The organism is Capnocytophaga gingivalis, assembly GCF_002302415.1.
Classification (GTDB): Bacteria; Bacteroidota; Bacteroidia; order Flavobacteriales; family Flavobacteriaceae; genus Capnocytophaga; species Capnocytophaga gingivalis.
In genome coordinates, this window is record NZ_CP022386.1 from 1,966,316 (window position 1) to 1,979,651 (window position 13,336).

Annotated in this window: 18 protein-coding genes; 16 read left to right on the plus strand and 2 right to left on the minus strand. The window is 37.2% G+C overall.

What is annotated here, in order from left to right:
- Positions 1-10: 10 nt before the first annotated feature.
- From CGC50_RS09270 to CGC50_RS09350, 16 genes are all read left to right on the plus strand, one after another.
- Complete coding sequence (locus tag CGC50_RS09270) at positions 11-694, plus strand: hypothetical protein (RefSeq protein WP_095910603.1); 684 nt, start codon at positions 11-13, stop codon at positions 692-694.
- A gap of 45 nt (positions 695-739) precedes the next feature.
- Complete coding sequence (locus CGC50_RS09275; protein ID WP_232781094.1) at positions 740-1,123, plus strand: hypothetical protein; 384 nt, start codon at positions 740-742, stop codon at positions 1,121-1,123.
- Positions 1,124-1,251: 128 nt separating this feature from the next.
- The gene (locus CGC50_RS09280; RefSeq protein WP_095910604.1) at positions 1,252-1,857 is read left to right on the plus strand and encodes a DUF4304 domain-containing protein; all 606 of its coding nucleotides are present in this window, start codon (positions 1,252-1,254) and stop codon (positions 1,855-1,857) included.
- A 79-nt stretch (positions 1,858-1,936) separates the two neighbouring features.
- Positions 1,937-2,215: a DUF6794 domain-containing protein gene (locus CGC50_RS09285; protein WP_095911338.1), complete on the plus strand. Its 279-nt coding sequence runs from the start codon at positions 1,937-1,939 to the stop codon at positions 2,213-2,215.
- A 21-nt stretch (positions 2,216-2,236) separates the two neighbouring features.
- Positions 2,237-2,761, plus strand: a complete 525-nt coding sequence (locus CGC50_RS09290; protein WP_095910605.1) for an O-acetyl-ADP-ribose deacetylase — start codon at positions 2,237-2,239, stop codon at positions 2,759-2,761.
- A 28-nt stretch (positions 2,762-2,789) separates the two neighbouring features.
- Positions 2,790-3,512 carry a WG repeat-containing protein gene (locus CGC50_RS09295; protein WP_095910606.1) on the plus strand — a complete coding sequence of 241 codons (723 nt, stop codon included), beginning with the start codon at positions 2,790-2,792 and terminating at the stop codon, positions 3,510-3,512.
- Positions 3,513-3,520: 8 nt separating this feature from the next.
- On the plus strand, positions 3,521-4,387 hold the full coding sequence (locus CGC50_RS09300) for a DKNYY domain-containing protein (protein WP_095910607.1): 867 nt from the start codon (positions 3,521-3,523) through the stop codon (positions 4,385-4,387).
- 41 nt (positions 4,388-4,428) lie between these two features.
- Positions 4,429-5,334, plus strand: coding sequence for an NTF2 fold immunity protein (locus CGC50_RS09305; protein ID WP_095910608.1), 906 nt, complete (start codon positions 4,429-4,431; stop codon positions 5,332-5,334).
- Between the two features lie 2 nt (positions 5,335-5,336).
- Positions 5,337-5,900, plus strand: coding sequence for a DUF1697 domain-containing protein (locus CGC50_RS09310; protein ID WP_095910609.1), 564 nt, complete (start codon positions 5,337-5,339; stop codon positions 5,898-5,900).
- Positions 5,897-6,232 carry a cell-division protein gene (locus CGC50_RS09315; RefSeq protein WP_095910610.1) on the plus strand — a complete coding sequence of 112 codons (336 nt, stop codon included), beginning with the start codon at positions 5,897-5,899 and terminating at the stop codon, positions 6,230-6,232. Before CGC50_RS09310 ends, CGC50_RS09315 begins: the two co-directional genes overlap by 4 nt.
- 18 nt (positions 6,233-6,250) lie before the next feature.
- Positions 6,251-6,994 carry a class I SAM-dependent methyltransferase gene (locus CGC50_RS09320; RefSeq protein ID WP_095910611.1) on the plus strand — a complete coding sequence of 248 codons (744 nt, stop codon included), beginning with the start codon at positions 6,251-6,253 and terminating at the stop codon, positions 6,992-6,994.
- 91 nt (positions 6,995-7,085) lie between these two features.
- Complete coding sequence (locus CGC50_RS09325; protein WP_232781095.1) at positions 7,086-7,430, plus strand: hypothetical protein; 345 nt, start codon at positions 7,086-7,088, stop codon at positions 7,428-7,430.
- A complete protein-coding gene (locus CGC50_RS09330; protein ID WP_095910612.1) occupies positions 7,427-8,608 on the plus strand; it encodes a hypothetical protein in 1,182 nt (393 codons plus the stop codon). Before CGC50_RS09325 ends, CGC50_RS09330 begins: the two co-directional genes overlap by 4 nt.
- 1 nt (position 8,609) lies before the next feature.
- Positions 8,610-9,542, plus strand: a complete 933-nt coding sequence (locus CGC50_RS09335) for a leucine-rich repeat domain-containing protein (protein ID WP_095910613.1) — start codon at positions 8,610-8,612, stop codon at positions 9,540-9,542.
- Between the two features lie 5 nt (positions 9,543-9,547).
- Positions 9,548-10,081, plus strand: coding sequence for a hypothetical protein (locus CGC50_RS09340; protein WP_232781096.1), 534 nt, complete (start codon positions 9,548-9,550; stop codon positions 10,079-10,081).
- A gap of 582 nt (positions 10,082-10,663) precedes the next feature.
- A complete protein-coding gene (locus CGC50_RS09350) occupies positions 10,664-11,128 on the plus strand; it encodes an energy transducer TonB (RefSeq protein ID WP_232781097.1) in 465 nt (154 codons plus the stop codon).
- A gap of 50 nt (positions 11,129-11,178) precedes the next feature.
- Here CGC50_RS09350 and CGC50_RS09355 read toward each other — a convergent pair whose 3' ends face one another.
- Positions 11,179-11,580 (minus strand): hypothetical protein, encoded by a 402-nt coding sequence (locus CGC50_RS09355; RefSeq protein WP_095910616.1) that lies wholly within the window; start codon positions 11,578-11,580, stop codon positions 11,179-11,181.
- A gap of 11 nt (positions 11,581-11,591) precedes the next feature.
- On the minus strand, positions 11,592-13,292 hold the full coding sequence (locus tag CGC50_RS09360; RefSeq protein ID WP_095910617.1) for a bifunctional alpha/beta hydrolase/class I SAM-dependent methyltransferase: 1,701 nt from the start codon (positions 13,290-13,292) through the stop codon (positions 11,592-11,594).
- Positions 13,293-13,336: the final 44 nt, after the last annotated feature.

Here is a 13,336-nt window from a genome sequence, read left to right on the forward strand (position 1 = left end):
ATATCAACAAATGACAACTATAGAAATTCCTAAGTTTATAGAAAAGTATAAAGCCTACGAACGAGAAGGTGGGGTGATAGACTTTCGTATCTTTCAGTTGGATACGGAGCAGGAGGATACACCTTATCAGAAGCATTTGGCAGTAGCCCAGCAAACCCTTATTTCGGTAGCGGAAGAAATAAATACGCATCTTGACTGTATGGCAGCCAAACTGAAAAAGAATCGCAGGGAATTTTTTACGATGGACTATGATTTGGCTGTCCTTAAAGATTCGGGTAAGGAGATTTCTGTACAAGACTTTATGGGCTGGCAATATGAAGAGGTGAGCGGGAGGATAATTCTTAGCGGAGGGAAACTGCACAATCGGTATTTTTACTATGATGATAAAGAAGTGCCTGAAAAAGCAGTGCCTATGGCTGAGGAAGACCTCAAAAAGGAAGCCTTTGCTTACGCTTTCTTTCAGCCCCCGTACTCTTTTATGATTACAAAAAGCAATTTTGAAAAGGGCAACTTCTTTTTAGATTTTTGTAGGTTGCTTTTTACTGATATTTCGCAAATAGAAGTCTATAAGTGGAGTACGGATAGTTCTAATTACTTTGATGAGGGCAAAGACTGGTGGGGAAGTTTCTTTTGGACGGTATACAACCCTTGTAGGGATTGGTATATAGGTATTATAGCTTCAGAAACTGATTAAAAAAAGGAGATAACTAATAGTAAACAATAATATATAAATAAAAAGATGAAAAATATAACAGAAATATTAGAATTGTTCGTTTCAAATTTGGAAAAGTATAATCAACTTGTGGAAAAAGACATTATAGAACTCCTACAGAACAAAGGGGCGTATTACCTATTAGAATATGATTACGAATGGTTTATAATTTCCGCTTGGGCAATGAGTGCAAAAGGCGAATATATAAGTAAGTGTACCGATATTCCCTCACAAAAAATGGAAAAATACTTTCCTTCCGATGCTTTTGTTGATGAGGATATCCATTTTGAAGATAATTTGTATGAAGAAGGCTTGGAAGAAGATGAAATAGATAGCTGTTTAGAAAATATGACCAAGAAAAGAATGCTATTTTCTCTAAATGGTTTCAACAAAGGTGGGAAAATGCGCTAAAAAATGCCCATATACAAGCCGATGGCTACTTTTCGCCTCATGATTCTTATTTTTATACCGATTTGAACACAGGAAAGACAATCAATGAGGATCAAATAAAAGCAAAATATCAATAAAGTACCCAACAGATGAAAACAGATACACAAATTAAATTCGATACGATTATAAAAGAAGGTTTTACACCTTTGTTAAAGCCGCTTTCCTTTAAAAAGAAAGCACTGAACTATTATCGAAGGCTTGCTGAGGTAGGGCATATCATCAATATACAGAAAAGCAGTTATGGGGATAGAGATCACATTAAGTTTCGCATCAATATAGGGATTTTTGAACCTAAATTTTGGTTGGGCTATTATGACTTTAAACATACGGGACAAGTGCCTGATTACCCTACAGAACCTGTTTGTCTTATCCGTAAAACTATTAACGATTTACGAGGGAGAAAAGACCTATGGTACGAGATTCACAACTATACTGATGAACAAAAACTCATCAAAGAAATACAGGAAGATATACAACAATATATTCTGCCTTTTTTTAAACAATATGATAGTGTAGAGAAGATTTTCTATTCGACTGATTCAATTTTTCCTCCTTTTGGAGCATTGGTGTTTTATGGAGAACATGGGTATATAGAGAAAGCTCAAAAGGAATATAATGAACTTTTAAAAGATGTGAATCCTTTAGCTGAAAGAACTTTAAAGGGGTATGCTAAAAAATATGGCTTAAATATTTAGTAATTATATGAAACATTTCATTACTTTTTGTATGTGTATCATTAGTTTTATAGCTTTTGGACAAATAAAAAACACCCATATGAAAAAACAAAAACCTAAAAACCTAACAGAATGTATCCAAATGCTGGATAAGAACCTCAAGAAGCAGGATAAAGAGTATATAAAAACGCTTACCGAAGATGAATTCTTTATGGAAAGTCATTTTACGATAGGAATGGGCATTCGGAATGAGTGGATTCGCAGTGGAAATCCCGAACTCGTGAAGTTCTTTTTAGACCAAGGCGTTGAACACCTCGATGATATGTCGGCTATGATACTCACAAGCTATTATAGACATCTAACAATGATTAATGATTAATGATTAATGATTAATTGAGTGATGATAGATAATAACATTGAAATTGTATTAGGAGATATCACCAAAATTTCCGTAGATGCCATTGTGAATGCTGCCAACACTTCTCTACTTGGTGGAGGCGGTGTGGATGGAGCTATTCATAAAGCAGGAGGCAAAGCACTCACTGAAGAATGTGAGAAGATAAGAAATAAACAAGGAGGTTGCAAGGTAGGTAGCGCTGTTATTACTACTGCTGGCAATTTGCCTGCTAAATATGTTATTCACACAGTAGGTCCGGTGTGGAATGGGGGAACACATAATGAAGAAAACCTACTGGCACAAGTTTATATCAGTTGTTTGGAGTTGGCTTTAGAGCATCAAGTAGCCACTATTTCATTTCCTAATATCAGTACTGGGAGGTATAGATTTCCGAAGGAGAAAGCAGCACAAATAGCGCTTCATACCATAGCTCATTTCTTGCAAAAAACGGATAAAATTAAGCAGGTGAAGATGGTTTGTTTTGATCAAGAAAATTGCGATATTTATACAAACATACACAAGATTTGAGAACTTGCAATATAATTAAAAATAACAAATGGCAAATAATACATACGACCAAATAATGACTGATAGAGGGGGGTATGCTCGTGTGAGGATAGGCGATAAATGGGGAGCTATCAATGCGCAAGGAGAAGAAATTATTCCCATAAAATACGATGAGATGTTTCCTATCTGTTGTGAAAGAGCCAATGTGAGGATAGGTAACTATTGGGGCTATGTAAATACAAAAGGCGAAGAACTCACACCTTTTAAATACGATTATGCTTCTAACTTCTATGAAGGTTTTGCCGATGTGCGCATTGATGGCAAGTGGGGGATTGTGAATATAGATTGCCAAGAGATTACCCCTATCCAATACAGTGATATAGGAGATTTTTCGGAAGGGGTAGTAGCGGTGCAGATAGGTAGTAAGAGAGGTTTTGTGACTGATACAGGAGAGGAACTTACCCCTGTTATTTACGAAGAAGTAGAGTTTTTTGAAGAGGGTAAAGCGGCTGTGAAGAAAGATGGCAAATGGGGTTTTATCAACCGGAAAGGAGAACAAATCATTCCTTTTCTCTACGACGATGCTTCTTATTTTACCGAGGGACTTGCCTTAGTAAAGAAAGACGATAAATATGGTTATATCAATGACAAAAACGAAACCGTCCTCCCTTTTATTTATAACGATGGGGCTCTCTTTGAGAATGGTAAAACGTGGGTACAGATAGGGGATAAACAATTTGAGATTAATAAATTAGGTATAGAAATAAAATAAGAAATAGAATGAAAATCAATAAACCTTTGGCTAAAAAACCTCCTTTTTTTGATATCGATATCCATACCGTAGCAGATATCGACAAAGACCCTCGTTTTTATATGGCGGACACTCAAGAAACGCCCTGCTATTGGACAGACGGCAAGAGGATATACTACCGCTATTCGCCTATAGAGAAGGCAAACCTTGAAACTTTTGTTTATTTTAACGGCTTTTTTGCTAAAGACGATAAGCATTGTTATATAGTAGGACGCACTCTCAAAGGGGCGAATCCTAAAACTTTCGAAATGCTCAACGAGTGTTATGCTACCGATTACCAAAGTGTTTGGACATCGGGTGGGCGCTTTGAACCTGAGGATATTAGTACTTTTGAAGTATGCGATGAGGGTATTCACAGAATAGATGGGGATGAAGAAACTTCGTGGGAGTTTAGCGATGGGATTAGGCGTGTGGTGCGTGTAGAATTTCCGTATGGCTATGCCAAAGATAGTAAGCAGGTGTATTATGAGGATTATCACGGCAAGATAAAAATACTCGCTAAAGCCAATCCAGCAAATTTCATCTCGATGAACGATGGTGATTTTGCTAAAGATGATACCTATGTTTTCTATGGGAAAACACCCTTGCCTAAGGCAAATCCAGCGACTTGGCGAAAGATTTCGCATTTTTATTCCAAAGATGATAAACGGATTTATTTCCTGAACAAACTCATCAAAGAGGTGGATTACGATACTTTTGAGGTGGTAGTGCTCACTTCTCCAGAAGGATATAAACTGCCCTATGGCAAGGATAAAAACCAATATTACAATTATGGAAACCCTCTTAGCGAAGAGGAAGCCTTACACGAAGTGAACAAGCCGATCTGGGATGATTAAAATTTAGACCCCTGAGCTCAAACTCAAAATTCAAAACTATTATGCAGTACCCTATCACTTTAGAAGTCGCGCTCAAAGAAGTAACCGAGGAGCGTTTTTGCAAAGGACATCATTACAAAGATGTCGCCCTGACCGATGAGATGGTCGCACAGATCGTACAAGTAAAGTCGTTGGTCAATATGGGATTTATCAATACCGCAATTACCGATGAAGTACTACAATACTTAGCGACTTTACCCAAACTAAAACTCCTTTTCTTAGAGGACAACAAACAAGTTACAGGCAAAGGCTTTAAGTACTTTGCCGACAAACCTATTGATCATATTTCACTTGATGGTTGCCCTATAACAGATGAGACGCTAAAAATCGTCTTGCAAGTACCACGCTTAAAATCTCTTTCACTAAAGAGAACGCGGGTTACTTTTGAGGGGCTAATGGCAGTAGCACACTACAACAAGGTGAGTTTCTACCTTGACAAACCTTTCACTGCCGAGCAGATAAAAGCCTTTGAACAAGCCCAACGCACGGCAGGCAAGAAGAAACCAGCGGCAACCCCTACCGATGATTTGCCCATCGTAAAGCAACTACTTTTGGATTTCTTTGCGACAATGACCCAGTGGGAGGCTTTTGCTGCCAAGAATGATGATACAGAAGAGGGTGAGCTTTTGGTACAAGAAAAATGTAAAGCCCTCTTCCAAAAGTATTGTACCGACAAGCGCAGGGCGGGCTATCGTCCTGAGGGAATTCATTTTTCACTAAACGAGGGAGGTACTTATAGAGCGCATCAAATCATTGATAGCGAGACCGTAACTAAAAATAAGATATACCTCTATACCCAAAATGATCGTGATGATCAGTTTCGCTTTCTTATCATCAGAAAAGAGGGCCAGTGGAAGATAGATGACTGTCAAAGGCACGATGGGGGGTGGACTAAATACGGATTATAATAATGAAAACAAAAGACAAAAAACCTTATATAGCTTTATTGCGAGGAGTAATGCCTACGGGGAAAAACAGAATCCCCAAAATGGCAGAGCTACAAGAATTACTCTCCTCAGAATTTGAAGGGGTACGCACTTATATCCAAAGCGGAAATATAGTGTTCTTATCTGACAAAATACGTAATGAAATAGCCCCCAAAGTCTCCCAATTAATAAAAGAACATATAGGTCCTGACTTACCAACTGTTGTAGCAACTCGTAAGGAAGTACAGGAAATGCTTGATATGAATCCTTTTATAGGAGAAAATTATGATATAGCTCGGGTATTTTTTACGCTCACAAATAGTGTTTTAGCACCTGATTTAGTAGAAAAGTTGAAGAAAGAAACTTTTGATGGAGAAGAATTGGCTATAGTGGGTGATAAAATATATCTATATCTTCCTAAGGATGCTTCAAGGTCTAAATTGAATAACAATTATGTGGAAAAGAGACTTAAAATAGTAGCTACAACGCGTAATTTTAATACTTTGAGCAAACTTATTACAATGGTTGATGAACTTACTAAAGAATGAAAACAGCAAAACAACTTATAGAAGATGAACTTCAGAAAACAATTCATCAACTTAAAGAAGTTTCTCTTTTGCAAGAGGAGAAACAAGCACTTGTAAGCTATAAAAAGGAGTTAGAGCAGTTATTGTTTCTCAAAAAACTTTCAGATACTTATCATTTGGAACCTAAAGAGATAGAGCGTATTATTGTGTTGCCTCCACCTGGTACAGATTTTGCTAATTTTCGCCTTGTAGATGATGCTGAAACAGAAGAAAAACAATGTTGGGAGGAGTTAAAGATAGAAAATGAACCCCTTTGGCTTTGTGAAGGAGATATTTTGATTAAGAAAAGATAATTTAAAAATATAAATACAATGAAAGATATATATCAAATATTTAAATCTGATATAAAAATAGAAGATGTAAAACAAGAAAATGGTATTTTTTGCTGTATGAATGACCATTTTGTCAGTGGAGACAATCAAAAATATATGAAAATGTACGATTGGATGTCTTTCTTTTATGATTTTGGAGAAAAATGGATAGGAAAACTTAAGTATGGAAACGCCATTGACCACCTGCGTACGGAATTGATGAGTCGTCTGGAATGGAAAAATAATATTTCTGTACTTTATGTTTCCATAGGTACGGGGGCAGACTTGCGTTATCTACCCCAAGGGATTGATTTGAAAACAATAAACCTTGTAGGGGCTGATATTTCTATGGGAATGCTCAAAAGATGTAAAAAGCAGTGGCAGAAGAAAACAAACCTTACCCTTGTGCAATGTCCTGCCGAGGAATTACCTTTTTCCGATAATACTTTTGATATTGTTTTTCACAACGGAGGTATCAATTTTTTCAACGATAAAGCCCTTGCTATGAGCGAAATGCTCCGAGTAGCCAAACCAGGTAGCAAACTCCTTATCGCCGATGAGACAGCCGACTTTGTGGAGACCCAATACAAGAAAAGCGTCTTTTCTAAATCCTATTTTGAAGGCAAAACAGTTGATTTGAACGCCATAGAACAATGTATCCCAACGTCAGTGGTTGAAAAGAAAACAGAATTATTCTGGAATAACAAGTTTTATGGAATCACTTTTAGAAAAACAACTAAATGAATGCCTTACAAAAACGATTAGCACAAATAGGAACAGAACCTCACGAAAATGGCTTGTGTGATGGAATAGTATATGAAGATACAGAAAATCAATGTTATTGGATTTACAACCACTATTCCTATTGCGAATGGCTCAGCACTATATGGTGCATTACGCCAAACTTAGCTGGGAAGAAGCTACTAAGAAATTAGCTCAAAGTAGCCTGTTTGCAACTCCGCCTAAAAATCTCGAGAATTTTTTATTCTGCATTACGCACGAGTTTACCTATCACAATGCAATGGAGATAGCCAAAGGAAATATATATTGGCGGGACGGAACACCCTCTGATACTAATGATTTTGAGGAAGAACACGACGTTTGGTATAAGCAAACCAAAGAAAAATATCACTTGAACGAAGAATACGAAATACTTAGTTTTGAAGAAGCATTGAAATGAAAAATAACTATCAACTTTTTAAGGATTGGGAGACAGAAAAATCACATTTATTAGCTGAAGGGTTAAAAATAAAAGCTGAAGAACATATCGCAATAGAGAAGTGCTTCGATTTTTTATTAGAGAGCCATAAAGATTTCAATACTTTTGATGATCAGATGAATGAACTCCCCCATACTGATGAAAAAAGAGATATATTGGAGGCCTCATTACAAGATATGTTTAACCACTTGCCTCCACTTTCACAAGTAGCAGAGGTATATATCCTTGCTAAAACCCTGTTTTACTACAATATAGTACAGACTAATTTTCTAAAAGGTACTTATGTAGAAACTATTTTTGCATTGCCCTTAGCAAAAATGTACGCACAGAAATCAAGCACTCCTATTGATGTAACCCAAATATTACTTATAACTGATTACCTTAGAGAAAGCCTCAGAGTGGGGCATAATGGAAAATTGTTAGAAGATTTATTAGAACTTATCAAGGATAAAGCCTTACAAAAAGTATGGACACGGAAACAAGAAGCTCATTTATTACAAAACCTGCTCTATATTCATCAGAAAATAGACTATTGTAGTAATTTAAAGACCCTGAGAGAGGTGTGTAAGTATGTACAGAAGGAAACTGCCCCTTCTTTTCTACAAACCATAAGTAATTATAACCATCAGTACCGACAAGGAGGTATGCAAATGGTTGAAATCATCTTGCATACAGCCTTCTCAAAAGATATATATTTAAACTTTCAACTTAAAAACGAATTTCTAATTCTTTTAGACGGATTAACTGGGAAAAATCCTAAACCCACTTGGATTAAAAAATGGAAAAATATCCAAGAAAGAATAGATAATAAAGTTTTGGAAAATGTCATTTCTCAAATAGAAGCCTTAAAACATTACAAAATACTCCATCTTACTGAAGAAGGGAAAGAAATTACTTATGCTATTTCAGATGATGTTGCCACCAGTATACTAAAAGGAGTACAATGGATAAGAGAAGACTTATCAGGGACACTTATTGCAAAAACTTCTAAAACTAAGGAAGAAACTCCCGAGATGATGCAAAAGAAAATCAAGCAAGAATTAGAAGAACTTTTGCTTCAAAAAACACAAGGCAATATAGACCTCAAAATGTATCTATTAAAGAAAAAGGAATTAGAAAAAATATTAGTTACTGATTAAAATGAGTTACATTACCTTTAAAAGCAGGCTCATAGAGCAGAAAGTAAAGCAATATCTGAAAAAGAAACACGAAGACCTTCTTGTAAAAGAGGGGAGGAGGGTGTTGGTCAAAGAAGAAGGAGCGCCTTTGATTACCAAAATGCTCATTCATAACGATGAGTTGCACTCGGAGGACTTAGCCGACTTGCAAATGTTCCCCAATATAAAGGAATTGGAGTTGCTATCGGAGAATATTACTGATTTAGAATCCTTACCACCCTTGGAGAAGCTACAAAAACTCTATTTGAATGTCAAGGCAACAGATTATACACCCCTTGCCAAGTATAAAAAGCTTAAAAAAGTAGAAGTTTATGACAGTGGCGTGAGTGATATAACTCCTTTTTGCGAACTTTCCAAGCTAACAGTGTTGAAACTATCGTGTAATAAGCTCTTTTCTTTAAAAGGAATTGCTAAATTACAAAACCTTACCGAACTTTGGTTGGATAGAAATCAAATCACCGATATATCCCCTTTGGCGTGGTTGCCCAATCTTGAATATTTGCAGTTAGATAGGAACCACATCAGCGATCTATCTCCATTGAAAGCCCTCAAGAAGCTCACCACCTTATATTTGTATCACAATGAAGTAAAAGACCTTTCTCCTTTGAAGCATTTATCTTTAGAGGAATTGAGCTTAGAGCAAAACAAGATAGAAGACCTTAGCGATTTGGTAGGTATAGAAACACTTAGAAATCTAAAGATATGTTTTAATTCTATAAAAGACGCCTCTCCTTTGCTAAAAATGCCTTATTTAGAGTTCATCTGTACAGATGCTGAGGATATCTACTTGCCTTTAGAACGTTACCTCGGTAAAATTGTAGTAAGAGAAGTCTTTGGAGGGCAGTACCCTAACTTTGAAGAAGCAGATACCTATATATTTAGTAGAAAAGAATGAAAAAAATGACCTTATTAGCCTCTTTGTTAGCGTTGTTTTCTTGCAAAAGAGCGACAGAAGAGCGTAAAGCCACAGAAGCCTTTGCGATACAATCCCTACTTACCTATGAATATTGTGGGGAAAAAGATGGTTTTCAGTATTTCTTATTAGGCAACCAATGGGAGCATAAAGTGTTCAAAATAAAAAGCTCAGAAATACACATTGATCCTCAATATGCTTTTTACGCTGATCCCTCTTTTGAGCCTAAAATACCTATTACCCCCGTTGAACAAGAAAGAGTCTTTGCCGAAATCCCTATGAATGGACAGAAACTCTATTTGTATAAGAACTATATTGTACCGCGTTATTTCCTTAGTTGCTCCGACCTACACAAGAAGGGAAATACCCATCCCACCTACCTATATGATGAGGTAAGCCAGCAGGAAGCCGAAGCGCGCCAAGAAGAACGCGCCTACTATATAGGTTATTACCAGGGCGAAAAACTCATTCGTTACCAAAAAATATATAGAGGTGAGGTGCTTATGGAGAAAAGATTTTAAGTATAAAAACTTGAGTAGGAATGATACACACAAGCATTTTTGTGGTATGTTTTCTCATCTCTAAAAAAGGAAAGGTTATCGAAGATAGGATTATACGTAAAACCACTGGTTGCAAAGAGTGTGATACTCTAGTGCTAAAGACGCTCAAAAAAATAAGAAAAAGGAAAGCCTATTCTTTTGATAATAAAGCAAATACAGTTTCTAAAATTACTATTCCTTTTGGGAGGGTTTGGGAATAAATAGATCATTGAAGAAATATCAAACCCTTCTAGTACGTAAAAAATGAAATTAAAAAAATATAGTAAAAAATGAAATTAAAAAAATATAGTAAAAAAATTTATAGATTTCTCGTTATAGCAGATATTATTTCTGTGTTATTTCTATTCTTATATCTTTGTTATTTGAAGAAATATATGAATGATTATATGTATTATATTTTGTCTATATATATTCCTACCATAGCTATTGTAGCTTTCCTTATATTTTTCATCTGTAAAGTAAGAAGGATATTATCTTTGTTTTTTATTCTATTTAACATTCTTATTATTTACATTTCTATTAGAAATATTATAAGAGTTCTCTATGGATAGCAGATTCTCAATAGGTATTTTTTTATTAGCCTCCTTATGGATTGTATTTCCTTGTATAGGATACACACAAGAGAAAGACACTATTCCTTCAATGGATATTGGGGAAGAGGAGCTTATAAATACGACTTGTTTCCCTTCAATGGAACAAAAACCTATGTTTGTACAATGTAAGGAAGTGAGTGCAAGGGAAAGAGACGCTTGCTTTTATCATTTCTTCTCTCAGTATCTTAAGCAAAGCATCCTTAAAAGTCCTTATAAGGAATTGGAGGGAGAAGCGACCGTCCTTTTCAGTGTGGAAAAGGACGGAAGTGTAGTGCTTATCCGTTGTGTGGCTTCTTCTCTGTATATAAGAAAAGAGGTGCAACGCACTATGGAGCAGTTCCCCAAACTGATTCCTGCACAACAGTGGGGGAAGCCCGTACGCTACTTCTATCACTGCAGAATTAGGTTTAATTAGTTTGTATGGCTTTCTTCTTTGTAGCTGATACCTATGTCCACAAGTCTAATTTACTTATTTTTCTTTCTTGAAAGGCGGCTAAAAAGTACAAACAAAGTACTGTAAATAAGTGTAATAGCTATATTGCAAATAAGCAAATAAACATCTGTCATTACACGAAAGGCATCCCTGAGGGCATGCCCAATACCCCATCTACTATCTGAGCCTAAAAGGAAAACGGTCATAAAAACCATTACATAGCAGGCTAAAAAAGTATATAAGACAACATACTTAAATGCTTTCACCTGAAAGGAATTTAATAGATTTGTATATAGTAAGATGACAATAAAAGTGATGGGAAGCATTTCTAATAGAAATAGTCCGGCAAAACTATTATCTATTAGGCTAAAAGCAAGAAAAAAAGCGACTATCGAGAGGATAAATGCTATCAGAAAGACATAAATGATCTTCATATTTCCTTAGACTATTTCTTCACCTCTGCCAAGCTAACGGTAAAGATTCCAAAATCATCAATCAGCATGCTTTCTTTCTTTACCCCTTGCAGAGCGAAAAGTCCGTCCAATTCTCGCTGGCTGCGGCGACGCATCACCCAGTCTTTCTCTTGGTGACTCTTCAGTACAAAGGCAATGGTTTTGAGCTGTGGGTGCCATGGCTGTCCTGTATAGACGATATAACCATTATCCGAGATAGAAACTACTCCTTTGATCGCCTCAGTAGCCAAGGCATTGTCTCCAAAAAGTTCAAAAATACCTGAGATAATAGTGATATTGGGCGCATAATTCAGTTTGCGGTAGGTGTCTGCCTCAAAACAGCTGTAATTGGTAAAGCGTATATGCTGATAGCCGCGTTCTTTGATGATTTGTTCGCCTTTTTGTATGTTGGCTGGCAGGAATTCATTGATGACGATCTCCACTTCAGGGTGTCGCTGCTTGATGTCGAAAAGGTAGTTACCCACCCCACCGGCGATATCCAATATTTTTACCTTCTTCCCTTGTGCTTGTAGGGCTTGTATGGCTTTTTCTACTTGTTGTAATAGATGTCCCTTGCGGATACGCACCCCACGCCAGCCTATGGCATTCAGGTAACTCTTATCCATCCAGCGACCTACACCCCATTTGCCTTGAGGGGTATTTTTATATATATAATCCATGGAAGCACCAGAGTCAAAGCCGTGAGTGAGTCCCACTGTCATCCCTTCGCTGAGGTGTCCGAACTTACCCAATGCCCATTTCTCAAATCGGTAGCACCACCTTTCCCCATTGGGAATAAGCTCATATTGCATGGTCTCAAACTCCTTTTGGGTAAAGAGGTCTGGGGCAAGCGTAGGGGCAGGCAGGGGCGTTGAGAAAGCCTTTTGAATAAAGCGTTGTAGGATTTTGTATACTTCCTCTCTGCCTTGCTCAAAGAGGATTCCATGGTGAAAGCCTTCCAAGGTGATAAACTCTTTTGTTTCAGAAGAGAGATTTACATAGAACTGTTTTTGTTGTCGGTTAATCACCACAAAGTCTTTTTCGGCGGAAAGCACTAGGGTAGGAGTGGTGATAGCGGCGGCATCTTCTACTAATCGCTTGCCTGCGTTGGCAAGGTCAATAAGGAGTTTGCCATTGATAGAACGGGTGATAAAGCGGTCTGTGTCGTAAGCGCGCTGTTGTTCAGGGTCACGTGTGAGCATTTTGGATTTTACATAGCTCTTTACAATGAGCTTAGGATTGACCTTTAGCATCAGTTCAATGGCTTGCTTGGCCAAAGGTACAATAAGGTTTATTTCAAAGGCAGGCGCCAAAAGAGCCATCCCTGCGATACGTGGGGCAAAATCATGTGCCCAAGCCGATGTAATCACCCCTCCAATACTATTGGCTACCACAAAGATGTCTTCCTCGCGTACTCCGTAGCACTGCCCAAGGAACTTAGCAAAGGTGTCCAAATCCCGTACCGAGTCCATGAAAGCAGGGGATACCGCAGCCTTGGTATGTCCATGTCCGCGCATGTCAAAAGCAAAGATGTTATAGGAAGCAAACAAGGGGTGTGTAGCAAACTCCTGCAGGCGCTCGCCATACTCATGTCCCCTATGGATTACGATAAGGGTCTTTTGTCCTGGTTTGTAATTCCACTCATAGAAGAAGATCTCAGCCCCTTCATGACTTTTGAAAAAACCTGTGTTCATGGTATAATGATTTTGATGCGACAAAAATAGATAAATATTTTCTA